The organism is Vibrio sp. 1641 (assembly GCF_033339995.1).
In the GTDB taxonomy this organism is placed as follows: Bacteria; Pseudomonadota; Gammaproteobacteria; order Enterobacterales; family Vibrionaceae; genus Vibrio; species Vibrio alginolyticus.
The window spans coordinates 58,155-84,049 of sequence record NZ_JAWOVP010000007.1 but is presented as its reverse complement, the minus strand read 5'-3'; the positions used below and the strand labels follow the sequence as shown (position 1 = coordinate 84,049).

Here is a 25,895-nt window from a genome sequence, read left to right as displayed (position 1 = left end):
AAAAGGCGTAATTCTTAACATATTGTTCTTGAAGTATTTTTATATGTTCAGCAATCAGGAACGAGGGTGTAAGCGATAGTGATAGCTCTTCAATGATTTATTAACTTGAAATACTTCATATTCAAAATAAGCTTGCTCATCTAGGGATTGAGTGAACTTAACTATTTGTTCTGTATGAATGAGCAAAGAAATGGGCGCAACTTGGTGATTGTCATACTCATCGAAACAGTTGTTAATGTGTGCTCTATCTAAATAAACAACATCTTGATTCTGTGTTGGAGTTTCTTCAATCAACTTTGTTTCAAACCCTGCCTTCTCAAGCTGCTCAAGCAACTCATAGAGTTTGTCTACATCACTCTTGCTCTTGATTGAACTATATTGCTGTACAATCCCATTTAAATATTTCTCGATTGACCCAAACTTGTTTTTCATTAAACAGATGGTTTTTAAATTCTTTTTGATAAGTGAATAGCGTTGCTCTTTCAATTTTGGTTTTAAGAAATCAATGAGGATTTTGTTGCGTTGCTCTTCTTTGACAAAGCTTTGAGACGCGCTGACTTTAAAGTAAAGATGAAGCAGTGCATTTTCAAAAGTAGATTTTAAAAGCTTGTAATATAATTGTTCTGACATTGTAAGCATTGATTATTTACTCATGCTGTTATTCTAACATATAAAAAGAAAAGCAAACTAACACTGCAACTAGTTTACTTTGCCCCCCTCCCATGAGTCACACGAAAACCAACTCTCTAGTCTTTATTGGTCAGCTAATACACAAGTGTTTTTCTAGTGAAGAGCCTCGTAGACCTTAGGATAGGGTGACCCGAAAAAAGGCTCAATGATACTAGGATTTCATTGTTTCTATTATCCTCACGATCTCGAAAGTTGTGTCCGATGGTATCGTTTTTTCGTTGAATATAACTATCCACTTTTTCTTTCAGAGCAGCGTTTTATACACTAGGGTTTTGTTATTTCGTTCTGGGAGGGATAGTAATGAAAGCTCGTATTGGAGTTATGTCAGAAGACCTCATTCGTAGGCACATGATTAGTGTGGCCGCAGGCAACATTAGCCATAACAAGCATCTACCGACGCTTTGGTTCACGTCACTAAATGAAGCCTCAAAGCTACTGTGTAATGAGAATATCGAACTAATGCTGCTGATCAATAGAGAAAAGCCTGAAAGTCTAGCTGAGCTTGCGGAGATTAGCGGTCATCATATCCGCGAACTCTCACGAACTCTCGACGACTTATCATCAAAAGGATTCATCCAATTAGAGGAAAAAGGCAACGCTTGCCGCCCTATTGCTGTATTTACTGACTTTGAGATTATTCTCGGCAAAGAATTAGAGAATACACTACAAGAAGGCTATCTTGCATGATACCGAACACTCGTTACTGCGGCGCATGCCGCTTGGGTAGCACAGCTTCATGCTGTGCAGACTCGAATGGTGATTGTTCTTGATACTTTCCGTCTAGGCCAACTTGATAGCCATCGATGATCTCTTCCAGTTCTATTTTGAGGGCTTCAGTTACTTCAACTAGCTTATCAGTATTGGTAAAGATAGCGTGATCAAGCAAGTCAAGAAGTCCATTTAGCGTAACCTTACTATCCTTTGATTCGGCTTGCTCGTTATCACTTCTTGTAGCCTTAGCCTCGTTCTTCATATCAGCCTCGCTCATAAAAATGCCTGCCGTACACACGGCTGTAGCACAATTACACTCTCGCCAGCCTCTGAGAAGTTTCCTCAGCATAAAATCTTAACTGTTTACAATAAAAACGATTAATTTCAGACAGTTATAAACCACTAAGATTTAGACACTAAAAGTTAGTGTCTAAATCTTAGTGCCGAAAAATCAAACAAAGCGTCCAATCATTGTCTTCCATGGAGGTTTCACTTTAAGCTACTGATGTTAAAGCACTTAGCGTATGTGCTCACTTCTCTAATCTAAAAAACCCCTGTACCATGGAGAAGTCAATCAACTCTAAGGTCATGATAGTTTGAAGTTTTACGTTGTTTCCGATCTGCATCTCGACATTCACGGAATACGCCGTGATTTCTGGTATAGCTTCGATAACGAAGCCACTTTAGTCGTTGCAGGTGACACAGCGAACGGCCTCTTAGGCATGGCGTATGTGAAGAATGTACTTTGCCGCCACTTTAAGACTGTGATAATGATTGCAGGAAACCATGAATGGTATAGCAATAAGAGTAAATCCTACCGCCATAGAAGTACGTCCGTTGGGTGCAAATCTAGTGCTAACTCTGACGTTCTCAAAGATTCTAGGGGTTCCGTACTAGCCAAGCTTAAGGCTCATAGTGAAACAACTGAAAACCTGTTCTTTTTGAATAATGAGTCAATTGATTTAGATGGATATGGCATTTATGGGGGAACTCTTTGGTTTCCTATTCACACATACTCATCTACACTGATTGATGCGTACTCAGAACTGATGAATGATACAAAGTACATCAGCCATCAAATGATTGAAGAGCAGCACAAAGCATTCATTAACAACTTTCCAGAGAAAGTTGATATAGCAATATCTCACCACCTTCCATCTAAAGAAGCTTTTGCTTTCGAGCAAAATGCCAGCAGCGATTATGCTCCGTATTATCATGCAGGGTTGAGTAATGAGTTGATCTCAAGAGCTAGGTATTGGGTTGCAGGGCATCAACATGATGCTGTAGAGAAAGTGATCGCTGACGGTAGTACCACATTCATTTCTAACCCCAAGGGTTCTGTCAGCTTATTAACTAGTGGATTACTTACTAATAAAGCTTATTACCTATAAGAGCTAGACAGCAAGAAACTTCGGCATCTGAAAGTCCGTTAGGGCTTTCTCGCTGCGATAATTGATCACCTTGCCAAGCAACCAATCAGAAATGATGCATAGATTCATCACCTCCCTTCACAATCCCAACACTATCATTCTCACAAATACACACATAACACTTTTACGCGCATAAAAATGTCATTTAATACATTTTTATGCGCATTTAAATGTTAATGCTTGCATTTTATTGCGCATTTTTATGTAATAAACAATCGACCAGATAAGCACTTTAACTGAGGTGGCTAGATGAAACGAACACTACTTGAAAACCTACTCACCTGGAAAGACAAGCCGACAAGGAAGCCTTTGCTGATTGACGGTGCTAGACAAACTGGTAAAACATTCCTATTGCAGGAACTATTAGGATGTACATTCGAACATGTCCTAAGAATCGATTTTCTAGAAAGCCCTGAGTTAATGGAAGCCTTTTCAGGCTCTCTAAACCCTGATGACATCATCACCAACATTGAACTCTTAACAGGAGAAATCTTCGAACCATCGACAGATCTCCTTATTTTAGATGAAATTGGTGAATGTCCAAGAGCGGTCACCTCTCTTAAGTACTTTGCAGAAAAGGCTCCCAAAGCTTATGTTGCGGCCAGTGGTTCAAATATCGGATTGCTCACGTCCTTTCCCGCTGGAAAAGTTGAGCAGCACAACTTAAGGCCACTGACTTTCAGGGAATTCTTGTGGGCATCTGGAGAAAAAGCACTTCACAAAGCATTTGACCAAAAGCTGAACTCTTCAGCTGCTCATACAAAATTAATCGAACTACTGGCCGATTATTATTTTGTTGGCGGCATGCCTGAAGCCGTAAACTCATGGTTCGAAAACTCAGAACTCAGTATTATTGAACGCATTGAAGCCGTATCTGAAGTCCATAGGAACTTAATTGAGGGCTACATGCGTGAGTTCGGAAAGTACTCTGGAAAAGTGGACGCACAGCTAATCGAATCTGTATTTCGAAGCATTCCCGCTCAACTATCTTCGGTATTCGACGACTCCGTTAAACGGTTTAAGTTCAAGGGAGTTCACGAACGCAAGTCTCGCTATGCTGAATATGAAAGTGCGATTACATGGCTTCACAAGTGTCGGCTTGCTTTAAAAAACCATCCTATTGAAGGACAGCCTCGTTCTCCTTTAGCTGCTTATCAGAAGGAAAATACAGTTAAACTATTTCTCTTTGATGTAGGGCTATTGAACCATATGCTCGGCACTGGTTACCGTGAAATCAAACAGCAAGGCTATGAATACAAGGGATATGTTGCCGAAAACTATGTTCAACAGGAAATCGCTGCGCTAGGTATTGAACCAAGCTTCTCTTGGGGAGACGCAAGAGCAGAGATAGAGTTCATTATCGCTGATGACCTAGGTCGAATTGTGCCTGTAGAAGTAAAGAGTGGTAAGCGAACCCGTGCAAAATCATTGCAATCCTACATCGAGAAGTGCAAGCCCCACAAGACAATCAAACTTACAGGTACTCAAGGATCTCCAGCAACAGAGAAAGAGCACATCGTGATGCCGCTTTACTACACAGAATACTTACTTGATCACTTCAGAGATCTAGATAAAAGCTAAGTGAGTAATTTTTTACTCATAACATTAATAACTAATTCATAAGCTTTAGAGGCTCTGATAAATCGAGGCTGCTATGAATAAAAGTGCTCCAGAAAAAAGAGAGTCTGTAGAAGAGGTCATAGCTCGTTTAAGGGCCAATCGAGATGCACCTCACGAGATATCAGAGAGACATGTCGTTAATACATCGCCCAAAACTTCAATAAATCAGAGAGTCTCAAAAATCTCCCCCTCCACTCGTCCATCAGAACGCAAAACCGAGGCAAACAAAATCATCAAACACCTGTTGCTTGGAGAGCTAACACAAGGCCAAGCGTTGAAAAGTTTACGCATTAAGATACTGGGACTCAAACAGGATGTGTTTGCAAGACTTGTCGATGTCTCAAGAAAAACACTCTCAGATATAGAGAATGATCGGGGCAGCTACAATACAGAGATTCTCAACAAGGTATTCAAACCATTTGGCTTAAAAGTCGGAATGCTACCGTCTTCTCCCGATGTGTTAAAATCGCTACTAATAGATAGTGAGGCTGGGTAAAATGCTCAGTATCAGCGCTATTGCTTTAGATTGAATTGCTATAACAAGCTAGCATTTTTAAATGATTTAGGAATACATGGACGCGGGTTCAGTTCCTTTTGAAGCAGGAAATTGATGTAACATCCAATGCAACACCAAATTGGTAACATCGATATAAGCTACTGATTTCATGAGAAGTGAGAAACCATTTCAACTCCCGCCAGCTCCACCAAACATTTGGAAAAGGCCACCCTCGGGTGGCCTTTTTTGTATCAATAACCCACTATCCACATTGTCTTCTTTTCTCACGCACTCATGCTACCTGATAGCTTTTCACGAGCATTACTGCATAACTCTGAACGTACGCCGATTTAAAAACTCGTTGAGTATTAAGTAACAGACGATACGCTCATAAATACACCACCAAAACTACACGGAAGTTCAGAAGAACTCATCCAAGGACAAAAGTGTGTCTATATGCTCTTCGATTTAAAGTGTTCTAAGTTTTTGAGTTATCAACAACTACGAGTGCTAAATCTAAGTTATAGAATTATGATGGGTTAAAGTAGAACAATTTGGGTTTATCACTAACCATCAAAAGATACTAAATAAGCCTTTTCTTTTGCTCTTGGTTATCACAATTGGCGGAAAAATAAATTATCAAGTCAATCTAGCATTACGATGTAAAGCAATAAAAATACCTCTTGACCAAGCGAATAATTAACTGTTTTCAATACGATTTCATTGTCTGAAACCTAGTATTTATAGAGTTTTTATCATTCGGTAGCTCTCGTTTATTTTGCTTTCACATTACCTGATGAAAGCCTCAAAAATCCAATACAATATAACTACCTAAGATTAGCGAAGACTGAGTGTTCCAGATTTAAACTTTATTAATTCTAATAAAAATCGGTCAAATAGATAAACATAAATCTAAAAATGTAATTTTCAAATTCACAAGTTACAGAGCAATGCAGTATTAATCACATAGTTAAAATTAAATATTGTAAAAAAACACAATACATATATATTTATAGATTTTTAAAATGAAAAAAGTCGATGTGAGAAATTACTTATTTGGATTTATTACAATCATATTGTTGAGCATTAATATGAGTTTTGGAGAGAGTATATTGAATAGCGATAAAGTTAACCAATACACACCACAAATCAATGGTGTGCTAACAAAAAAAGGGAAGCCGATTAATAACCAAAAGGTTAGTCTTAGTATTGGTTTAAGCGCTTCAGGAAAATCAATAGACTTATCAACATTTACTGACAGCAATGGTCGGTTTGAATTTTCTCCTGTGTATGAGAACAAAGAGAGCGTTAAGATCCCGCTTATTGAACATTATGTAACTATTGTTTTAACCACAGAACTAGATATTGATGAAAGCGTTATTATTTGGGAAGGTTCGTTCGATGGCTATGAAATAGAGGATTACGTAAAAAACAATATGGCTAATCTAGTCTGTGATGCAGCAAACCCTCTTAAGTACTTTGCTTTTTCAATTGATGATGACGAAAACGATGACTACTACGTAAATAGTCAATGTGATTTATTTGGATATATTGACTCTGACTTATATGGAAATTAAAGAATGCAATCACTCTCACCAAAACTATCATCTAGAATCGCAGAAATCCCTTATTCTGTATTCGCAACTAATGTTCGTAACGTTAGTGGTTATATAGCAAAGTTTTTTACATTTGATCTAAGGAATGATGTCAAAAAAGGAACGACAAGTGGCTTTATGGGATTTGGTGGAATGACATCAGATTTTGTAGCGATAGGTCGAGGTAAGGGCGAGTTTGCCGATACTTTGGTATTTTCCTTCCGTGGCACTCAAGTAAACATCGGCGACATTATGACCGATGGAAACATTGGGATATCAGGTACCTCATCCGGTTACAGGGTACATGCAGGTTTTGTAAATCTCTTCAATACGATAAAGCCACAACTTGCAGCATACATCGCTGGTTATTCGAAAAAGAACATGAAAGCACCGAAGGCAATACACTGTGTAGGTCATAGTTTAGGTGGTGCTCTTGCTTCATTAGCGGCAGATTGGGTGAAGAGTCAGTACGGCTATAGCGTACACCTATATACTTTTGGCGCACCAAAAGTTGGCTTTAAACCATACGCAAGAAGGGAGTTAGATTCTTCCTATCGCTGCACTCATGGCGCAGATCCAGTTCCTATGTCTCCTCTTTGGCCATTTACTCACGGTGGTATTGAGTATCGGCTAGATGGAAGTTCTGGCATCTACTTCTGCGCTCATGGACTAGGAAAAAAATCTGTTCCGGGTTATGTCAATACCGCTACAAGTAATGAGTGGTCGGCACTACAACCCAAATCTCAAGCTTACCTAGAACGCAACGTATTTCTTGACTTCAACAATAGATATAATGCTCGGATGACTGATGGTTGGGTAAGTAAAATAGTCTCTTCAATTTTGACCTTATTAAGAATTTCAGGTCTGGGTCATATAATACAACAAATAGCAACTGTAGGCCTTACTGCTTGGGATCAACTAGCTAAAGCTATGGCGTACATCTCAAAACTAAAAAACGAGTATACAGAACACGTTCGCGGTATTTTAGGTCACATGAATGTAATGTCAGGTAGCGCAGCGATCGACCTATCGAGTATTACTTATAGAGTGATAAAACTTTGTTTTTCGAGACTAGTAAGAAGGTTAGATAGTCATGTTAGAAATGCTCTAAATATAGTAGAGTGACAGTAAAAGGCACGAACAATTATTCTAAAAAACGCTCTATTATCCTCAATTAGATTGAGTTCAGAAAAAGCGAAGCTATTTAGGCTTCGCTTTTTATTAGGGCTTAGAGTTGTTAACAATATTAAAATCTATATTCCACACCTAGTGATGCTTGGTTAAAGTCTGTTTCCGTGTTTGCACCGTTCGCGACATTCTCCGCATTGAGTTCTACGTCGTACCACATATATTCTGCGTTAACTAAGAAGTTATCAGTAACTTTAAAACCAACACCGGCACCAGCGAATACACCTTCATCATCTTTGTTGCCTTGGAAGCCAGCAACGTTGTAATCCGTCGAGTACCACATTTGACCGCCTTTTGCGTAAAGGTCGACACGATCAGCAATGGGAGCGGTAACTTTTAGAGCTGCTGTATAGCCGTCCGTTTCGGCATTTGCTAGGTTATTACCATAGCTACCGAAATCAATGTAACCACCTTCCAACGCTAAGTAAGGATTAAAACGGTAACCAACTAAACCTTGAATAACATCGCTGTCATCATCAAAGTCATCTTGTCCATCAACTTTTAAGTAACCGTAGTTGGCGCCAACATATACACCATGATCGTTGGAGTCCGCAGCATGTGATAAAGTACTAAACGTTGCTAAAGAAAAAAGGCTAATCAAAGTAACAACATTGCTTTTCATTTCGTTCTCCTAATATAAGTTCCATTGAAGGTTCGAATAGTAAAGAGCAAATGCAATGCCAACTTTAAATTAATGAAAAATATATTTAATTTTATAGAATACTGACAATCCTCTAAAGATCGCCGAACAAAAATAGAAAAAAGAGCTGTCTGTTTACTATATATAAACAATACTAAATTGAGGTTAATCGCTGATGTGAAAAAGATTCTTGTTAATTTGTAGATTTTTCAAAGAAATTAAATAAACATCTAAAATACTCTTGTAGATTAATCCGTCAAAAAACGCTTAGCTAGTTTTTATAAGAAAGGAAGCTAATCACACATACGTTGCATCTTACTTTGCTTCAAGCCGTGAATATTCTACTCTTTGCCTAAGCAGAGTTTAATGGAACTGAAGTATGTTAAAAGGCAGTGAATACCCTTCTATTCGAGCATTAAGGACGTTTGTCGCGGTCTCTAATTACCTCAGTTTCTCTAAAGCAGCGGATGCACTATGTATTACGCAAAGCGCAGTAAGCAAACAAATCGCATCGCTGGAGCAATTGGTGGGTTTACCTTTAATACAAAGAGGGGCGAGTGGTATTGAGTTAACCGAAGAAGGCAAGCGTTATCTGCCGCAAGTCACAGAAGCTTTGGAGCTTATTCAGCATGCAACTGCCAACTTAATCCAGTCAGATTCAAAGCAAGAATTACTCACCGTGGACGTAACCCCTTCTTTTGCCAGTCTTTGGTTGATACCTAATATTGATGACTTCCACCAGCAACATCCTAACATCCGAGTAAGAGTCTGTACCGGGGATGGGAACGTCAAAGATTCGAGCAACGAAAGTGACTTACATATTCGCTGCCTTCCATTATCCACACATTATGAATACAGCCACTTACTGTGCGAAGAAACATTGTTATTAGTCGGTTGCACAAATGCTCCTGCAATTGAGAGTGTGCACGCTGTTAGTAATTATCCGTTTATACCTCAAATCACTCGCCCTCAGCTATGGGAGCAATTTAAAGCGGTCTACACTGTAGAATCTCCCGTTACCTATCAACCTGTAGGCGTCGAACATTTTTACCTAGCTTGCGAAGCTGTCAGAATGGGAAAAGGGCTCGCCTTGCTTCCTGATTTTATGGCGCAGTATTCGATTTTAAGAGGGGACATTCAGCATGTTCTTAACCTCTCTTTACAGAGCGGTTATGGTTATTACGTGATGATTCCAAATTATCGACTTTCAGCTAAAAAAGTAGCGGTGTTTCACGAATGGCTGAAGAGCAAGCTAAGTTAATGTTGTTTCTTTAAGCTCGTTTAGGTAAACCAAAACAACTCAAAGACTTCGGTATCTGTCTGCTCAAATTTATGGCATTCTCATCCATACTATTTAAAAAGGATAAATGGATAGTAGGATATGGACAGCAACACGCCAAGACTCTCTTTACGCACCATTGAGCCGACCGATTACCCAGAGCTCGCGGAATTAATGGACCTTGTTTTTCCTGATGTTGGTGGCTCATGGCCACGACTGACCATCATGGATCTCATTCATCAGTTTCCTGATGGACAAATCTGTATTGAGGATAACGGAAAAATAGTCGGTGCAGCATTAACCATTAAAGTGGACTACAACCGCTTTTCTCTTCCTCATCTATATACCGACATCATTACCGAAAACAACGTCATCCAAAACCAAGTGACCGGTGACGCCATGTATGGTCTCGATGTATTTGTTCACCCGGACTACCGTGGGCTGCGTTTAGGTCGCCGTCTGTATGATGCGCGTAAAGAACTTTGCCGGAGTAAGAATTTCAAAGCAATTTTAGCCGGTGGTCGCATCCCGAATTACCACAAATATGCTGACGAACTGAGCGTGGCTGAATACATCGACAAGATAAAACGCCGTGAGCTTCACGATCCTATTTTGTCTTTTCAGCTTGCAAACGACTTCGATGTCAAACGTATTATGCGTGGTTACTTGCCAGAGGACAGTGCTTCTAAAGGCTACGCAACTCTGCTGGAGTGGGATAACTTTTTCTACGAAGAGGATATTCAATCCGTACACGATGTAGAAAAAACACTGATTCGGATTGGTGTTGTGCAATGGCAAATGCGCGCCATGAATGACTTAGAGGACTTGCTCGATCAGGCTGAGTTCTTCATCTCTTCTCTTGCGAACTACAAAGCCGATTTCGCCCTATTTCCTGAATTCTTTAACGCGCCGCTGATGGGCTTGCAAAACGACCAAAATTCCGTCGAAGCAATTCGCTTTTTGGCTAGCTTTACAGAAGAGATCAAAAACCGCTTCTCGCAGATGGCAGTCACCTACAACATCAACATTATTGCAGGCAGTATGCCCGTCATCGAGGATGGCAAGTTGTATAATGTGGCCTACTTGCTGCAACGAGATGGTGAAATAAACGCTCAATATAAGATCCACATCACGCCCCATGAGCAAAAAGACTGGGTGATCGACGGTGGTGACAATGTTCAAGTGTTCGAAACCGATGCAGGCAAAGTCGGCATACTGATTTGTTATGACAGCGAGTTCCCAGAGTTGGGAAGAATGCTCGCCGAGCAAGGCGCACAAATTGTGTTCGTTCCTTTCTGGACAGACACAAAAAATGGCTACCAACGAGTACGAATCTGTTCCCAATCACGAGCCATCGAAAACGAATGCTACGTTGCAATTGGGGGCAGTGTCGGCAACTTACCTCGTGTTGATAATGTCGATATCCAGTACGCACAATCTGCCGTATTTTCACCGTCGGATATCTATTTTCCACACGATGCGACCTTGACAGAAGCAAGCGCCAACACCGAAATGATAATCTTCGCTGATGTTGATTTGACTAAGTTGAAACAGCTTAATACCGAAGGCTCTGTCACCAACTTACGTCATCGCCGCCTTGATTTGTATGGTGCATTCACCAAAGCCAAAGAGTCATAAGGATCTCCCTAATTCGCCGCTACCAAAGAGCGTGGCGGCGAATAAAGCCTGCTGCAGGTTGATTCTGCGCAATTATCAGAGGCATGTCAGTTTTTCTCAATGGTGAGAAACAAGAATTGACCCAATAGGACATTCGGAGTATCACTCCAACTTCGTTCCGCTTTTATTAGGGGAAAGCTTTTGGAACATATTAACGAACTTCTCATGTCAATGAAGCCTTTGCTTGAGCAATACGGCTACGTTGCGCTGATTGTCAGTATATTTCTAGAAGGGATAGGTATCCCGATGCCTGGTCAATCACTGATGATCGCGGCATCTTTGCTCTCGTCAGAACAAGTCATGAACCTAAGTATGGTAATGATGGTATCGTGGCTGAGCTGCTTTTTTGGTAATACCTGTGGCTACTTAATCGGTTATTACTTTGAGGGGTGGTTAGATAAAAAAGGCTACATTTCCGGCCCGAAGATGCAAACGCTTCAATTGACTATCCAGAAATACGGCCCTACGTGCTTGGTGGTCAGCCGCTTTATTGAAGGAATGAAGCAATTTATGCCTCTTGCATGCGGTATCGCGAAAATGCCACGTAGAGAGTTTTTGCTCGGTAACGCCCTCGCGGCGACGGTTTGGGTATTGGTATTCAGCTTGTTAACTCACTTTGCATTTGAACATTTAAGCGTGTTGAGCAACCTGTACACCGAATACAAATATCTGGTATGGGCATTTGCTGCTGTCTTATTTACGTGGATGGTTTTAGGTATTGTTAAACGCAAAAAAGCCAAATCAATGCAATAACGACAGTCTCTTCATTAGCGCATAACTAAAGCTCGTGGTATCAGTGAGATACGCAACACGAGCTTTTATCTTTTTCTTTACGTGTAAAATTTAAACAGCCATTTAGACGTCTAGACGTTGACAATGTAGAAATGTGATATTAGTCTGCTCTTCTCTCTTATCATTAACATTGTCGTTTACATGTCCGGTTCCCAACAAACTACTAAAACAGTTGCACCGTCTGCGGTCGCACTGATCCCATTAATTGTATTCCTTGCGCTATTTATTGGCGTAGGCACTTACTTATCTTTGCAAGGCGTGGAATTTGCCTTCTACCAGCTGCCTGCACCCATCGCGGTATTACCAGCCATCATCATTGCGTTTCTTTTAAGTAAAGAGAAACTTAACCGCTCAATCGAACACTTCATGCGTGGTGTTGGCCACCCAGACATCATCGCAATGTGTATGATCTATCTGCTTGCAGGTGCCTTTGCTGCGGTAGCAAAAGCCTCTGGCGGTGTTGATGCAACAGTGAACCTTGGTTTATCCGCTATTCCAACCAGCATGATTTTACCGGGCATTTTTCTGATTTCTGCTTTTATCGCAACAGCAATGGGGACTTCGATGGGTACCATCGCAGCCGTTGCCCCCGTAGCGTTGGGTATTGCTGAATCAGCAGGAATGAGCTTACCGTTAACCGCAGGCGTTGTACTGAGCGGCGCTATGTTTGGTGATAACCTTTCTATCATCTCTGACACCACCATCGCGGCGACACGCTCTCAAGGTTGTGAGATGAAAGACAAGTTTAAAGAGAACATTCGTATTGCTTTACCTGCGGCGTTGATCGCGATTGCAGTGTTCGCTTTCAACAGTACTGCGACTCAAGTGCCTGCAACTGGCGATATTGAGTGGCTAAAAGTCTTGCCGTACATCACTATTTTGATCCTAGCGGTATCTGGTGTGAATGTGTTTGTGGTTCTGTCGATTGGCATTCTTTTGGCTGGCGGCGTGAGCTTGGCATCGATTGACAATTACGGACTGACTAATCTAGCCCAAGACGTATACAAAGGCTTTGGTAACATGCAAGAGATCTTCTTGTTATCCATGCTGATTGGTGGCTTGAGTGAACTGATGCGTCGCCAAGGTGGTCTTGCTTTTCTAACAAATTTCGTTAGTAGCCTTATCCACGCGTTTGGCTCTAGTCACTCTAAGCATGCGAACAGTCGTGCAAGCGAGCTAGGTATTGCAGGTTTGGTATCAATGGTCAATGGCTGTACGGCAAACAACACCGTAGCCATCATTGTATCGGGCAGCGTTGCTCGCCAACTGGCGGAAGAGAATAATGTCTCTCCTCGCCGCTCAGCAAGCTTGTTAGACATTTTCTCATGCGTGGTGCAAGGCGTGTTGCCTTACGGTGCTCAAGTACTACTGCTAGGTTCCGTGTTCAACCTCTCGCCACTTGAAGTAGTTGCCAATTCTTACTACTGTTTTGCATTAGCGATAGCGGCTGTTGTCGCGGTGTTTATCAAACATCCCGCTCGTCAACCTGTAGCGCAAACTGAGAACTAACGACAAATACCGAAAAGGCTCCGATGGAGCCTTTTTACTTTCCTTTCTTCTTTTTTTCTTTTCCGCGAGCAGATTTACTTCAAAGCTGAACGCAAACTTTGCGCACTGCGTAAAGGAATCGCAAAGCGATGCGCCACATCGCGTAGAGCTTCCACCTGAGCCGCGTTACTGATTGCTAATTCGCCTGCCACATCGAAGTGGTTATTCTCAAACCCCACTCTAACATCGAATCCAAGTAACATCGCACTCGCTAAACAGTCTTGCTCTCGCGCACCAAAAGCACAAATGGCACATCGAATTTCTTCCTCGACAAAACGCGCCAAATTCAAACCTCGTAAATCCCATGGCGAAGACTGTTGAGCTTGGTGATAACGCCCTAACACCACTAATGCATGCTGATGCGTTTTAGGTAACACGCCCGCATCACGCAGTTGGAAATAACGTTCAATGTCGGTTGCATCGTAGAGAATAATTTGGCTCACGATGTTGTGTTCTGCCACCCAATGGAAAAAGGCATGCCCTTCTTTCTCACTTGCGCGATCAGGGATTAACTCCCTCAATGCAAAAGAAGCCGCTTCTGGTTTCACAGCTTTAACTAACGCCATCTGTTGTGGCGGAGAATACAAGCCCACCGCCTCTGTGGTGAGCTGTACCATCATGTTTTGTCCCACCGCTTCTTTCACGGCATGGTAAATTGCCATGTTGTCGTCGATGTCTAATGAATGACGTCCGTTGGCGTCTCTAGCATGTAAATGGATCATGGCAGCCCCTAGCGTTTGACAAGCGATAGCCTCTGCAACCAGTTCGTCTGTTGTCATGGGTAAGCTGGCGTGATCGTGCTTAGTTTTTCTTGCACCGTTTGGGGCCACGATAATGGCGATAGGTTCTCGCAAATATTGGTTTGCTACTTCCATGTCTCCGCCACCTCTTTTAACGTTAATGAGAGTTTACCGACTAGTTCATCAATATGATGAGACTGAATAATGAATGGCGGTGCGAGCAAAATATGGTGCCCATTAACGCCATCAATCGTTCCGCCCATTGGGTAGCACATTAAGCCATTTTCCATTGCTCGCTGTTTGATGCGTTTGTCTGCCAATGTGGCTTTACTCAGAGGCGCCTTGCTTTCTTTATCCGCCACCAGCTCAATGCCAAAAAACAAGCCTTTACCACGAATGTCGCCAATGTACGGTAAATGGGCCAATGCAGAAGTAAGCTCATTACGCAGCAAAGCACTTTGCTGATTCACCGCCGTTAATAAATCATCTTGGAAGATGGTTTCAATTGTTGCCACGGCAGCAGCGCACGCCACAGGGTGCGCCATAAAGGTATGACCGTGTTGGAAAAAACCGCTTCCATCAGCAATAGCTTGATAGACTCGATCATTCGCAACCACCGCGCCAATAGGTTGATAGCCCGCACCAAGCCCTTTAGCCATACACACCAGATCGGGTTCTGCCTCTTCTTGCTCAAACGCAAAAAAACTGCCACTGCGTCCAACGCCACACATGACTTCATCCAAGATCAATAACACATCGTATTGGTCGCATATTTCGCGAATACGCTTGAAGTAACCTTGTGTGGCAGGCACAGCTCCAGCGGTGGCTCCCACAATGGGCTCAGCGACAAAAGCCATGACATTATCAGCCCCCAACTCAAGAATTTTTGCCTCTAGCTCATTCGCCGCTCGCAATGAGTAATCCAATTCCGACTCATGACTCTGCTGATAACGATAAGCATAGCAAGGGGCGATATGATGGCTCGGGTGTAAGATGGGTTTGAACGGTTCACGTCGCCATTCATTACCTCCGACAGCCAGAGCCCCCAAGGTATTACCGTGATAACTTTGCTGACGCGCGATGAATTGCTTTTTCTCTGGCTTACCTGATTCCACGAAATACTGCCGCGCCATTTTTAGTGCCGACTCCACCGCTTCTGATCCTCCACTGACTAAATACACATGGTTGAACTGTTCAGGCATGTGCTGACAAATCAATTCTGCTAGGCGCTCACTGTTGTCACTAGTAAAAAATCCAGTATGAGCAAATGGCACTCGCTCGATCTGTTCCAACATGGCTTTTTTAACGGCGTGATGACTGTGGCCAAGGTTTGATACCGCAGCACCACCACAAGCATCGAGATACTGCTTTCCATGCTTATCGAATAGATAAACACCTTCACCTCTATCGATGATTGGTAGCGTGGCATGGCAATGACGGTGAAATACGTAAGACATTTGAGTCCCTTCCAATGTGTAATACTTGCACACATCATCAGGAACAAACCCAAACGTGACAAGAGAATAAATCTCACCCTCTATTAGCTTTTGGAATGCCACAAACCAAAAACACCAAAACCCTTGATATTTAAACAATAAAATAAAAATAGGCCAGCTTTTTTAAAGGCTGGCCTATGGGTAACCCAAAGCTAAAAACAGAATCGTTTACGCGTTTAGTGCCTGTTCTAAATCGGCTAGAATATCGTCAATATGTTCAATACCCACCGATAAACGAATCATCTCTGGAGACACACCAGCTTGTTTTTGTTCTGCTTCGCTCAATTGACGATGAGTCGTCGATGCAGGATGACAAGCCAATGATTTTGCATCGCCAATGTTCACCAAACGCTTAAAGATTTTCAAAGCATCATAAAAACGCACACCAGCGTCATAACCATCTTTTAAACCAAACGACAAAATCGCAGAAGGCTTACCTTTCATGTATTTTTCGGCGAGATGGAAGTGTTCAGAACTTGGCAATCCGGCATAACTTACCCAACTGACTTTGTCATTCTGTTCCAAGAATTCAGCCACTTTGAGTGTGTTCTCGGTATGGCGCTCCATACGCAGCGGTAACGTTTCTAGCCCTTGCATAAGCATAAATGCATTCATCGGTGATAATGCGGCTCCGGTATTACGCAGTGGTACGGTACGCGCACGCCCGATAAATGCCGCCTCACCAAACGCTTCGGTATACACCACGCCGTGGTAAGAAGGTTCTGGTTGGTTGAAAACAGGAAAGCGGTCTTTGTGCTGCGCCCAAGGGAATTTACCTGAATCCACAATCACGCCACCCAATGTGGTGCCATGCCCACCAACGTATTTAGTGAGAGAGTGAACTACGATATCCGCACCGAACTCGATGGGTTTGCACAGCACTGGCGTCGCGACGGTGTTATCCACAATCACAGGCACGCCTTGTGCGTGAGCAAGCTCCGCCACACGTTCTAAATCGATGATATTACCTGCAGGGTTACCAATGCTCTCGCAGTACACCGCTTTGGTATTTTCATCAATTAACTCGGCCAAACTTTCTGGCTTGTCATCTTTAGCAAACTTCACCTGAATACCCTGATTTGGCAGCATGTGCGCAAACAAGGTATAAGTACCGCCATAAAGTTGCGGCGTAGAAACGATGTTATCGCCCGCTTGCGCTAAGGTCAGAATCGCATAGTTAATCGCTGCACTCCCCGCACTCACGACCAATCCAGCAATGCCGCCTTCTAACGCCGCCATGCGTTTTTCCAGAACATCGTTAGTCGGATTCATGATGCGAGTGTAGATATTCCCCGGCACTTCCAAGTTAAACAGATCAGCGCCGTGCTGCGCGTTGTCAAACTCGTACGCGACTGTTTGATAAATCGGTGTCGCGACAGATTTGGTGGTCGGGTCAGTTTCGTAACCAAAATGGATGGATAGCGTTTCGTCTTTCATGTTCTTCCCTGTCTTTCATCACTCAAATAGCGGCAAGCAAAGCACTTACCTTGCTTATAAAACTTATATTGCCCAATTTTTCAACAAATAACGTAGGGATGAATCACAGAGATAAAACGCTAATTCAACTGTCCAAGTAACCAGTGACGAAACGTTTCTGTCGCATTCGTACGTGTGTTCATGATCAAGTAATACCCTGCATTGGCAGGAATCGGTTTGAATGGAGAAACCAAACGCTCTGTCGTCAATTCATCCTCAATCAATGCCATTCGAGCCATCGCAATCCCAACGCCAGCTTCGGCTGCAGACATCGCCATATCCGTTCGATTAAAAAAGTGTCCGACATCGGTTTTAAAATCCAACCCCATCGCTGACGCCCAATATAGCCACTCATAGTCACGCGTCGCTTTTTCCCATGGCATCGCATCGTGTAGTAGCGTCGCCTCTTGCCATTGCTTCACTGGCATTGAGGTTTTTTGTTCACCAAACAACGTTTTTAGCCAGCCATGATCTTCAAGGTATTTTGGACTCATCACCGGCAGCAGATGCTCATCCAAAATCAGCTCCGCGTTAGCATTTCTATAAGGATGAAGACCATAGTCAATTGCGACGTCATAGTCTTTTATCTCACTATTTACCAGCGCACCTTCCGCAAAGATTTGTACTTGGATATCCGGATTATCATGATGGAAGCTTTCGAGCTTTGGGACTAACCATTTGAAAGCAAAAGAAGGCGTCAACTTCAAACGAATTTCATTGGTTTGTTTTTCTACTTTGAGCTCATCAAGCAATTTGCTCAGTTCCGAAAAGTGAAACTGCGTCGCTTGGTGTAACTGAGTGCCTTTTACGGTTAAACGAATACCGCGAGAGTGGCGTTCAAATAAAGTAAAACCTAATAACGCTTCCAAATGAATAATTTGTTGGCTTATGGCACCAGTGGTGAGGTGTAAATGTCTTGCAGCACCAGTAAAGCTGTTGTACTCCGCGACTTGGCTAAATAGACATAAGCCACTTATCAGATTACTTTTCATCCTTGAGCCTATAGTTTTTCTAAACGCTGTGTGTAATTTATATCGATTGTTAACAAAAGGTAAAGAAAAGAAACTGAGCACTCTGATAAATGTGTGGAGTGCATCAATGGAAGTCATCGTATTAGGCAGCGGCGTTATCGGCTTAACCTCTGCTTGGTATTTATCTCAAGCAGGCTATCAAGTTACCGTCATTGACCGCCAAGCAAGCAGTGCCATGGAAACGAGCTTCGCCAATGCCGGGCAGATCTCATATGGCTATTCTTCGCCTTGGGCTGCGCCTGGTGTTCCTGTTAAAGCCATTAAGTGGTTAATGGAGGAGCATGCTCCACTTAAAATCAAACCCACTCTGAATGCCGACATGATCCGCTGGGCGAGTAAAATGGTCGCGAACTGCACCCTACCTCGCTATCAAGTTAACAAGGCTCGCATGCTTTCGATCGCTAACCACAGCCGTATTTGCTTAGAACAGTTACGCCAAGAACACGCCATTGAGTATCAAGGACGTCAGTTTGGGACCTTGCAAGTATTCCGAACACATCAACAGCTGCAAGCCATTGAAAAGGACATGCAGCTCCTTGAACAAAGCGGAACCCGATTTAAGCTAATGGACGTCGAACAATGTATTGAACAAGAGCCAGGGCTTGCACTTGTGAAAGACAAACTGGTTGGTGGCTTGCATCTACCTGATGACGAAACGGGCGATTGCCATCAATTTTGCCAACAACTAACGGAGCTTGCTAAGGCACACGATGTCCGATTTGAGTTCGATACTGAAGTAAGCAATTGGGTTACAGTAGGCAAAAAGATCATAGGTGTCCAAACGAACCGAGGACAATTTAAAGCAGACCAATATGTAGTGGCCTCTGGCAGCTACTCTACAGCGCTACTCAAGCAACTCGATATTGATATTCCGGTCTACCCTGTCAAAGGCTATTCACTCACCATCCCGATGGAAGATGAACACTTCTCTCCTCGATCTACTGTGATGGATGAAACCTATAAAGTCGCTATGACTCGATTTGATGACAGAATTCGCGTAGCTGGCACCGCAGAATTAGCAGGGTTTGATGCTTCCCTTCCACAAAAGCGCAAAAACACCATCGAAATGGTCATCCGTGATCTTTTTCCTCGTTGTGGTGACTTCAGCCAAGCTGAGTTTTGGAGCGGCTTTAGGCCAATGACGCCTGATGGCACACCAATTATCGGCGCGACTAAATACGATAACCTTTTTACTAACACCGGACACGGAACTCTGGGCTGGACGATGGCTTGTGGTTCAGGTCAATTGCTAGCAAGCGTAATGAAAGGTGAAAAAGCAAAAGTGATGGATAATGCGGAGCTTAACCTTTGTCGTTACGCCTGAGGACATCACTGAACAAAAAACAGGCAGACACTTACTCCACAAAATGCATAACCACTGGCATTTTTAACTCATCAAAATCGCAGCACATTTAAATGACAATGTGCTGCATAATTAATCATCAGGCAAATCTTCTACCTAAAAGGAGCAAATAAGCAACAAGAACCAAATTTTAACAACCACTCTCCATTCTGTGTTCATCATCACGCTACAAAGGATTTGTAGCTAAAAAAGTTAACAATTGCATTACATAAAGGGTAATGTATTGTGTGAAAAACAACCACAAACACAACTAACAGGGAAAATACTCATGCAGTCATTAGTTGATTTTCTGAATGGAATTATTTGGAGCCCGGTACTGATCTATTTGTGCCTTGGCGCAGGTTTGTTCTATTCAATCATGACGCGTTTTGTACAAATTCGTCACTTCTTTGAGATGTGGCGCTTATTACTTTCAGGGAAGAGTTCAACAAAAGGGATATCATCATTTCAGGCACTTGCTGTTTCACTATCTGGCCGTGTAGGTACAGGTAACATTGCTGGTGTTGCTGCTGCTATCGGTTTCGGTGGCCCAGGCGCCGTATTCTGGATGTGGGTCGTAGCCTTCTTTGGCGCTGCAACCGCATACGCAGAATCAACACTTGCACAAATTTATAAAGAAGAAGACGAAGGCGAGTTCCGTGGTGGCCCTGCTTACTATATTGAGAAAGCAATGGGACAAAAATGGTACGCTTGGATCTTTGCTATCGCGACCATCTTTGCTTGTGGTGTTCTACTTCCTGGCGTTCAATCGAACAGTATCGGTAACGCAGTAGAAGCCGCATTTGGCTCAGGTGACATGATTGAAACCGCTATTGGTACCTTCAGTTTTGCTAAAATTTTCACTGGTACGGTTGTTTGTGTCATTTTGGCTTTCATCATTTTTGGTGGCGTAAAGCGTATCGCGAACTTTACCCAAGTCGTTGTGCCATTTATGGCGTTAGCTTACATCATTACTGCGTTTGTCATCATCCTTCTAAACATTGGTGAGGTTCCACGCATTTTCGGCATGATCATTGGTGACGCGTTCACACCAATGGCAGGCGTTGGTGCAGCAATCGGCTGGGGTGTAAAACGTGGTGTCTACTCCAACGAAGCAGGTCAAGGTACTGGTCCTCACGCAGCAGCAGCAGCGAGTGTTGATCACCCTGCTCAGCAAGGTCTTGTTCAATCTTTCTCTATTTACATCGATACACTACTTGTGTGTTCAGCAACCGCGTTCATGATTCTTATCACTGGCGCGTACAACGTAAATGGTGCGATTGAAGGTACATTCCTGGTTCAAAACCTACCAGCGGATATTGGTGCAAATGGCCCTGTGTTTACACAGATGGCGATCGAAAGCGCACTACCTGGCGTGGGTAAACCATTCATCGCAATCGCTCTATTCTTCTTCGCGTTTACGACCATTCTGGCTTACTACTACATTGCAGAAACGAACATTGCTTACATTCGTCGTACGTTCAAAGTAAATGGACTGATGTTTATTCTGAAAGTCATCATTATTTCATCCGTGTTCTACGGAACCGTGAAAACCGCCAACTTAGCATGGGCGATGGGTGATGTAGGTGTAGGACTGATGGCGTGGCTAAACATCATCGGTATTTTGATCATTTTCTTTATGTCGAAGCCTGCACTCAAAGCACTGAACGACTACGAAGAACAACAAAAACGTGGTGTGACCGATTTTACATTTAACCCTGTTGCACTGGGCATTAAAGGCGCAGATTACTGGGAAGATAAGTACCGACGTAAAACGGGTAAAGCTCCAACGGCAGACAGCAATAGCGCAGAAACTGTTGAGCAACCATCAACATAGCGTTATCACATAAATAAGAAAAAGCAGTGGTCCGATTGAGGACATAAAAAAGGGGGATTAACCAATGGTTAATCCCCCTTTCTTCATTATGAGTAACAGCTTAGGCGATAACCGCTTCAACTTTACGAGCGATTTTTGCTTTACCGACAGGTAACACTTCACGACCAAATTCGTTGTTCAGTACTTGCGCCATTGCGAAGTAAATTGCACTTGCGCCACAGAAGATACCCTCGAAGCCAGCGATAGCACCGATCACTTCGCTACCAGTGAAATCACGAGCAGCAAGCAAGAAGAACAGGATAGTTAGAGAACCAAATACCACTTGCTTCGCTGTTGGGTAACATAGAGAACCAATGAACATGAAACCAGTGAAGATGCCCCAAAGCGCTAGGTACCAACCCATAAAGCTTGCAGGGCTTACAGGAAGACCCATGTGAGGCATTACGATTAGACCAACCAATGTTAGCCAAAATAGACCGTAAGAAGTAAACGCAGTTGTGCCGAATGTATCACCGCGTTTAAAGCACATGATGCCAACGATTACTTGGCTAAGGCCACCGTAAAAGATGCCCATCGCTAGAATCATAGAGTCAATTGGGAAAAATCCTGCATTATGAATATTGAGCAGAATAGTGGTCATACCGAAACCCATTAGACCTAGCGGTGCTGGGTTAGCCAGTTTTGTCGACATGTACAAATACCTTTTTTCAAAAATGTTGATAAAAAATGCGCGCGAATTTTAATGGGCTCCAGAACAAAAGAGAAAAGCTGTTATTGAAAACTTAGATTCCATAAATAAACCACTACATATATAAAAAAAGACCCTGCAAAAAAGCAGAGTCTTTATAGATGGTTAGGTTGTTTTTTACTCGATCACTGACAAGAAATCTCGTCCCAGAACCAGTTGCTTTGCGTTGGGCTTTCCCATACTCCAGGGCCATTTTTTGCGACAAAACATTTGTTTTGGTACGTCACTTTATCGCCGTTAGCGACTTGCGTTACACCCGGCTCCCACTGAACAAAATAGCCTGTCACTGGTGGTTCTGGCTCGGTTACTGGCGGCTCAGGTTCAGTCACCGGTGGTTCAGGTTCCGTTGTAGGCGGCTCCGTAGGAGTGCCTGAAACCAGCTTCCACGGGTCTCCTTTCGTTGGCTCATTACCTTGTGACCACCATTTCGCTTCGTAAACAGCACCTTGGTAAGAGACTTGTTCCCCCGTGTTATATACTTTGCCAGAATCCCAAGCTGCCACACCACCTACAGGCGGATCGACCGGATCCACTGGATCTAACTTGTCAACTACACGAACTTCTGGCCAACCCGCATGAGATTGGTAGAAGTTAGTTACACATTTCTCATAATCACCTGCAACTAGCGCAGAGTAAGCCGTTTGGAAACCAACAAGTTCACATTCAAAAGAGTGGCCTCCCGGACGATCTGAGTAGTATTTCCAGTTACCATCCCAGTTGGTGTACAACACGTCTGTCGCACCATTCAGATTTAAGCTACCGTAAGGCGTCTGCTGCCAACAGGTATTGGTCTCATCGGCTTCAATTGGAATTTGATAATGGGCGGCAAGACCTTCCCAATAACGAATACGGTTAACAGGTTGACCTTTATCCTTGTTTTGCTCACCACACTCAATACCACCATTGATCACGTTGATGGTGGTACCAAAGCCGTAACCAATGCCAGCATCAAGCTCACGCTGTGAAGGCACCCAAGTACGGTCAATCACATGTAGCATTGCAGGTTTCGGTGCTTGTGGGGTTAGGAAGAACCAGATAGCCGATGCTAAGTTCAGCCACGAATCCGCAACCAAGCCTGGATTTTTCAGCAATACAGATGCATCGCCATCAAACATCACTTCAGAGAACGCGCCATAGTTAAAATGGTAAGAAAGCTGTTTTGCACCACGTCCAAAGTAACCTTGTCCAGGTTCACATGGCCAGCGTTTGTTTTGCCAGTCATTTTGACCACAACCTGTTGTGTAACCTTCTTGCCCTTCAGACCATCCCATTTCTCGCACATGAACCAAAGCTTGCTGCCACTCTTCCAACCCTAGCGGATTATCCGATACGTTATCGATCGAAATATGGCCACCGGTTTCTTGTGCAAAGTGAGCAAACGCTGTCACGATCGATTTTTTACAAATTGCATCCGAATCACGACCGTCTGTGTACTCACCACAGAATGCAGGGAACTTACCAATTGCCCGTAGGAAACGCGTGTAAGTGTATTCAGGTGCCGCCATTTGAGTCAGGAAGTCCCACTCACTTTCGGGGAATACACGCTCTACACGCTTCACGTTTTCTGGGTTGGTTGTCGCCCCTGGAACAATCGCTTCAACTACTGAGTTCGGGCGTGTCTCTAATGCTTGTGACCAAATGGCATACATAGGATCAGAAGTTTTGCTTTGCTCTACGGCTTGAACGTCACCACGAGCAATAACATAACCATTCGGATTTTGCGGATCGGGCTGAATATTCATACTCGCATTCACTTGTGCTGCTAAGACACAACTCAATGCAAGAGGAAGATGTTTGAGTGCAAACATGTCTAGTCTCCGGATTTCAACAATACAATATACGAGGAATAACTAGACATATAGTGGATCATATATACGAAACACCGAGCCAAGTACGTTGATTCTGCGAGACAAAATGAATAAATAGGTCCTCACACACATTTTGTCACAAGAAAAATGTTACCTTGACTCAAAAGAAAAGCGGAGACCCTGTGAGCCTCCGCTTTGTGATGTTTCTCTCTTTATTGTTCTGCCGAAACCACCTCTAGCTTCGCGGTTGACTTTTGTTTAGACAGCACAAAATAAACCACACACTGAGAAATAATTGCGGCAAGCACAATCACTGGTGAGGCGTTGATTCCAGCTAAAAGAAAACACCCCAATGCGATCATTCCATTGAGTAATGCGTAAGGTAATTGTGTACGGAAGTGCTCATACTGTTCACACCCCGCTCCTGTCGACGACAAAATCGTAGTTTCAGAGATGGGAGAACAGTGATCGCCAAACAAGCCACCAGATAATACCGCACCAATACAAACCAACAGTGGTGCATCAATCGCGACGGCAGTTGGGATCACTAATGGCATCATGATGGCGAACGTCCCCCAAGATGATCCCGTAGCGAACGAGATAATACCAGCCAGTAAAAACGCAACCGCTGGCAATAACCAGTAAGGGAAACCGGCTTGAGCTTGTTCAGCAATGTATGCAGCTGCACCTAATTCTTTCCCAACCGAGCTAAGCGCCCAAGCCAATACCAGAATCACGGCTACAGACATCATGTTCGACATCCCTTTCAGATAAACCTGAATACCATCCGAAAGCTTTCTTACGCCATAAAACGCCATCAGCGCAATTAAAGTGAAGGCCGCGAAGAAATATGCAGAAGAAAGTGCAGCCCTAAACGTTGATCCTGCCACTTTTTGAAATGGAAAACCGTGTGGCACGAGGATGGTACATAGAACCACCAGCATAACGAGCAAAGGTGCCCATACAAAACTAGATTTTGCATTTTTATGCGTAAACACATTCATGGACTCCTGCACTTTCCCAAAGTCGGAGCCCTGCTCTGCTAGTTGTTCAGCCTTCGCCATCGGTCCGAAATCTAATTTGAAGAAAGAGACAATCGGCACAATCGCGATCGCAAGAAAGGCGTAAAACTGATACGGGATCGCACCAATGAAAGCATCCCAATCACTCATACTGACATTCAGGGCAGTAAACTCTTTTTGAATCAATCCCATGATGTAAACGCCCCATCCGATAAAAGGGATCAAGATTGCGACGGGAGAGGAAGTAGAGTCGATAATAAAAGCTAATTTTTGGCGTGATACTTTTAACTTATCAAATAAAGGGCGAAAAACAGGACCAACAATCAACGGTGTACCAAGGTCAGAGAAGAAAATAACCACACCACCGAACCATGCGGACAGTTGAGCTTGGCACTTACTCGCCACCCATTGAGTGACCTTTTTAGCAAACGCCACACCACCGCCAGATTTCTCCATCAAGGCAACAAAGCCACCAATAAAGACCAAGAGCAAAATGACGCCCGCATTGTAGCTGTCAGTTAATTGCGGCAGTAGATAGCTTTTCATCAATGCACTAAACGAGTCTAGTGGCCCTTTTTCGACAAATGTCCCTTCAAGCATAGCGACACCACTCACCACACCGGCGAATAAACCAACAACGACATTTCTTGTGGTCAGCGCGAGGAAAAGAGTAATAAGGATGGGAGTGAGAGAGGTAACGTCAGCCTGTTCCATAGCAATACCATTTAT

Annotated in this window: 22 protein-coding genes; 12 read left to right on the top strand and 10 right to left on the bottom strand. The window is 43.2% G+C overall.

Going from position 1 to position 25,895, the window contains the following annotated elements:
* Positions 1–54: 54 nt before the first annotated feature.
* Positions 55–630: a DUF2913 family protein gene (locus R7Z47_RS15345; protein ID WP_025506924.1), complete on the bottom strand. Its 576-nt coding sequence runs from the start codon at positions 628–630 to the stop codon at positions 55–57.
* 360 nt (positions 631–990) lie between these two features.
* Here R7Z47_RS15345 and R7Z47_RS15340 point away from each other — a divergent pair, with 360 nt between their 5' ends.
* Complete coding sequence (locus R7Z47_RS15340) at positions 991–1,377, top strand: transcriptional regulator (protein WP_025506925.1); 387 nt, start codon at positions 991–993, stop codon at positions 1,375–1,377.
* Positions 1,378–1,390: 13 nt separating this feature from the next.
* On the opposite strand, the gene R7Z47_RS15335 is transcribed toward R7Z47_RS15340, so the two are convergent.
* Positions 1,391–1,663 carry a hypothetical protein gene (locus R7Z47_RS15335; protein WP_243357279.1) on the bottom strand — a complete coding sequence of 91 codons (273 nt, stop codon included), beginning with the start codon at positions 1,661–1,663 and terminating at the stop codon, positions 1,391–1,393.
* Positions 1,664–1,997: 334 nt separating this feature from the next.
* Here R7Z47_RS15335 and R7Z47_RS15330 point away from each other — a divergent pair, with 334 nt between their 5' ends.
* The 5 genes from R7Z47_RS15330 (at position 1,998) to R7Z47_RS15310 (ending at position 7,667) form a co-directional block, all read left to right on the top strand.
* A complete protein-coding gene (locus R7Z47_RS15330) occupies positions 1,998–2,792 on the top strand; it encodes a metallophosphoesterase (protein ID WP_025506927.1) in 795 nt (264 codons plus the stop codon).
* A 288-nt stretch (positions 2,793–3,080) separates the two neighbouring features.
* Positions 3,081–4,412: an ATP-binding protein gene (locus R7Z47_RS15325; RefSeq protein WP_318130219.1), complete on the top strand. Its 1,332-nt coding sequence runs from the start codon at positions 3,081–3,083 to the stop codon at positions 4,410–4,412.
* 73 nt (positions 4,413–4,485) lie between these two features.
* Positions 4,486–4,947 carry a helix-turn-helix transcriptional regulator gene (locus tag R7Z47_RS15320; RefSeq protein WP_025506882.1) on the top strand — a complete coding sequence of 154 codons (462 nt, stop codon included), beginning with the start codon at positions 4,486–4,488 and terminating at the stop codon, positions 4,945–4,947.
* Positions 4,948–5,972: 1,025 nt separating this feature from the next.
* Positions 5,973–6,524 carry an Ig-like domain-containing protein gene (locus tag R7Z47_RS15315; RefSeq protein ID WP_246543041.1) on the top strand — a complete coding sequence of 184 codons (552 nt, stop codon included), beginning with the start codon at positions 5,973–5,975 and terminating at the stop codon, positions 6,522–6,524.
* A gap of 3 nt (positions 6,525–6,527) precedes the next feature.
* Positions 6,528–7,667 (top strand): lipase family protein, encoded by a 1,140-nt coding sequence (locus R7Z47_RS15310; protein WP_005383744.1) that lies wholly within the window; start codon positions 6,528–6,530, stop codon positions 7,665–7,667.
* Between the two features lie 121 nt (positions 7,668–7,788).
* On the opposite strand, the gene R7Z47_RS15305 is transcribed toward R7Z47_RS15310, so the two are convergent.
* Entirely contained in the window at positions 7,789–8,352 is a 564-nt protein-coding gene (locus tag R7Z47_RS15305) for a porin family protein (RefSeq protein WP_005381668.1), read from the bottom strand.
* 397 nt (positions 8,353–8,749) lie between these two features.
* Between R7Z47_RS15305 and R7Z47_RS15300 the strand changes: the two genes are divergently transcribed.
* The 4 genes from R7Z47_RS15300 (at position 8,750) to R7Z47_RS15285 (ending at position 13,627) form a co-directional block, all read left to right on the top strand.
* Positions 8,750–9,631: a LysR family transcriptional regulator gene (locus R7Z47_RS15300; protein WP_085569924.1), complete on the top strand. Its 882-nt coding sequence runs from the start codon at positions 8,750–8,752 to the stop codon at positions 9,629–9,631.
* Positions 9,632–9,751: 120 nt separating this feature from the next.
* Positions 9,752–11,287, top strand: a complete 1,536-nt coding sequence (locus tag R7Z47_RS15295) for a bifunctional GNAT family N-acetyltransferase/carbon-nitrogen hydrolase family protein (protein WP_005381670.1) — start codon at positions 9,752–9,754, stop codon at positions 11,285–11,287.
* 204 nt (positions 11,288–11,491) lie between these two features.
* Positions 11,492–12,079 (top strand): DedA family protein, encoded by a 588-nt coding sequence (locus R7Z47_RS15290; RefSeq protein WP_005383738.1) that lies wholly within the window; start codon positions 11,492–11,494, stop codon positions 12,077–12,079.
* A gap of 180 nt (positions 12,080–12,259) precedes the next feature.
* On the top strand, positions 12,260–13,627 hold the full coding sequence (locus tag R7Z47_RS15285; RefSeq protein ID WP_005381672.1) for a Na+/H+ antiporter NhaC family protein: 1,368 nt from the start codon (positions 12,260–12,262) through the stop codon (positions 13,625–13,627).
* A 74-nt stretch (positions 13,628–13,701) separates the two neighbouring features.
* On the opposite strand, the gene R7Z47_RS15280 is transcribed toward R7Z47_RS15285, so the two are convergent.
* The 4 genes from R7Z47_RS15280 to R7Z47_RS15265 all read right to left on the bottom strand — a co-directional run bounded on the left by R7Z47_RS15280 (position 13,702) and on the right by R7Z47_RS15265 (position 18,370).
* Positions 13,702–14,541, bottom strand: a complete 840-nt coding sequence (locus R7Z47_RS15280; protein ID WP_005383736.1) for a 3-keto-5-aminohexanoate cleavage protein — start codon at positions 14,539–14,541, stop codon at positions 13,702–13,704.
* Positions 14,532–15,863 carry an aspartate aminotransferase family protein gene (locus tag R7Z47_RS15275; protein ID WP_170894355.1) on the bottom strand — a complete coding sequence of 444 codons (1,332 nt, stop codon included), beginning with the start codon at positions 15,861–15,863 and terminating at the stop codon, positions 14,532–14,534. The genes R7Z47_RS15280 and R7Z47_RS15275 overlap by 10 nt, the downstream gene beginning before the upstream one ends.
* Before the next feature lie 207 nt (positions 15,864–16,070).
* Positions 16,071–17,339, bottom strand: a complete 1,269-nt coding sequence (locus R7Z47_RS15270; RefSeq protein WP_005381677.1) for an O-acetylhomoserine aminocarboxypropyltransferase/cysteine synthase family protein — start codon at positions 17,337–17,339, stop codon at positions 16,071–16,073.
* Positions 17,340–17,458: 119 nt separating this feature from the next.
* A complete protein-coding gene (locus tag R7Z47_RS15265; RefSeq protein ID WP_149192391.1) occupies positions 17,459–18,370 on the bottom strand; it encodes a LysR substrate-binding domain-containing protein in 912 nt (303 codons plus the stop codon).
* 106 nt (positions 18,371–18,476) lie between these two features.
* Between R7Z47_RS15265 and R7Z47_RS15260 the strand changes: the two genes are divergently transcribed.
* On the top strand, positions 18,477–19,733 hold the full coding sequence (locus R7Z47_RS15260) for a D-amino acid dehydrogenase (protein WP_171344843.1): 1,257 nt from the start codon (positions 18,477–18,479) through the stop codon (positions 19,731–19,733).
* Between the two features lie 307 nt (positions 19,734–20,040).
* Positions 20,041–21,588: an alanine/glycine:cation symporter family protein gene (locus R7Z47_RS15255; protein ID WP_005381681.1), complete on the top strand. Its 1,548-nt coding sequence runs from the start codon at positions 20,041–20,043 to the stop codon at positions 21,586–21,588.
* Positions 21,589–21,688: 100 nt separating this feature from the next.
* Here the strand turns inward: R7Z47_RS15255 and R7Z47_RS15250 are convergent, their stop codons facing one another.
* From R7Z47_RS15250 to R7Z47_RS15240, 3 genes are all read right to left on the bottom strand, one after another.
* Positions 21,689–22,279 (bottom strand): acetate uptake transporter, encoded by a 591-nt coding sequence (locus R7Z47_RS15250; protein WP_222712431.1) that lies wholly within the window; start codon positions 22,277–22,279, stop codon positions 21,689–21,691.
* Positions 22,280–22,461: 182 nt separating this feature from the next.
* Positions 22,462–24,144, bottom strand: a complete 1,683-nt coding sequence (locus R7Z47_RS15245) for a chitinase (protein ID WP_222712432.1) — start codon at positions 24,142–24,144, stop codon at positions 22,462–22,464.
* Positions 24,145–24,356: 212 nt separating this feature from the next.
* On the bottom strand, positions 24,357–25,880 hold the full coding sequence (locus tag R7Z47_RS15240; RefSeq protein ID WP_222712433.1) for a Na+/H+ antiporter NhaC family protein: 1,524 nt from the start codon (positions 25,878–25,880) through the stop codon (positions 24,357–24,359).
* Positions 25,881–25,895 lie beyond the last annotated feature (15 nt).

Coding starts and splice junctions, on each gene's coding strand:
- R7Z47_RS15345 (WP_025506924.1), bottom strand. CDS start 630: ATGTCAGAACAATTATATTACAAGCTTTTAAAATCTACTTTTGAAAAT.
- R7Z47_RS15340 (WP_025506925.1), top strand. CDS start 991: ATGAAAGCTCGTATTGGAGTTATGTCAGAAGACCTCATTCGTAGGCAC.
- R7Z47_RS15335 (WP_243357279.1), bottom strand. CDS start 1,663: ATGAAGAACGAGGCTAAGGCTACAAGAAGTGATAACGAGCAAGCCGAA.
- R7Z47_RS15325 (WP_318130219.1), top strand. CDS start 3,081: ATGAAACGAACACTACTTGAAAACCTACTCACCTGGAAAGACAAGCCG.
- R7Z47_RS15320 (WP_025506882.1), top strand. CDS start 4,486: ATGAATAAAAGTGCTCCAGAAAAAAGAGAGTCTGTAGAAGAGGTCATA.
- R7Z47_RS15315 (WP_246543041.1), top strand. CDS start 5,973: ATGAAAAAAGTCGATGTGAGAAATTACTTATTTGGATTTATTACAATC.
- R7Z47_RS15310 (WP_005383744.1), top strand. CDS start 6,528: ATGCAATCACTCTCACCAAAACTATCATCTAGAATCGCAGAAATCCCT.
- R7Z47_RS15305 (WP_005381668.1), bottom strand. CDS start 8,352: ATGAAAAGCAATGTTGTTACTTTGATTAGCCTTTTTTCTTTAGCAACG.
- R7Z47_RS15300 (WP_085569924.1), top strand. CDS start 8,750: ATGTTAAAAGGCAGTGAATACCCTTCTATTCGAGCATTAAGGACGTTT.
- R7Z47_RS15295 (WP_005381670.1), top strand. CDS start 9,752: ATGGACAGCAACACGCCAAGACTCTCTTTACGCACCATTGAGCCGACC.
- R7Z47_RS15290 (WP_005383738.1), top strand. CDS start 11,492: ATGTCAATGAAGCCTTTGCTTGAGCAATACGGCTACGTTGCGCTGATT.
- R7Z47_RS15285 (WP_005381672.1), top strand. CDS start 12,260: ATGTCCGGTTCCCAACAAACTACTAAAACAGTTGCACCGTCTGCGGTC.
- R7Z47_RS15280 (WP_005383736.1), bottom strand. CDS start 14,541: ATGGAAGTAGCAAACCAATATTTGCGAGAACCTATCGCCATTATCGTG.
- R7Z47_RS15275 (WP_170894355.1), bottom strand. CDS start 15,863: ATGTCTTACGTATTTCACCGTCATTGCCATGCCACGCTACCAATCATC.
- R7Z47_RS15270 (WP_005381677.1), bottom strand. CDS start 17,339: ATGAAAGACGAAACGCTATCCATCCATTTTGGTTACGAAACTGACCCG.
- R7Z47_RS15265 (WP_149192391.1), bottom strand. CDS start 18,370: ATGAAAAGTAATCTGATAAGTGGCTTATGTCTATTTAGCCAAGTCGCG.
- R7Z47_RS15260 (WP_171344843.1), top strand. CDS start 18,477: ATGGAAGTCATCGTATTAGGCAGCGGCGTTATCGGCTTAACCTCTGCT.
- R7Z47_RS15255 (WP_005381681.1), top strand. CDS start 20,041: ATGCAGTCATTAGTTGATTTTCTGAATGGAATTATTTGGAGCCCGGTA.
- R7Z47_RS15250 (WP_222712431.1), bottom strand. CDS start 22,279: ATGTCGACAAAACTGGCTAACCCAGCACCGCTAGGTCTAATGGGTTTC.
- R7Z47_RS15245 (WP_222712432.1), bottom strand. CDS start 24,144: ATGTTTGCACTCAAACATCTTCCTCTTGCATTGAGTTGTGTCTTAGCA.
- R7Z47_RS15240 (WP_222712433.1), bottom strand. CDS start 25,880: ATGGAACAGGCTGACGTTACCTCTCTCACTCCCATCCTTATTACTCTT.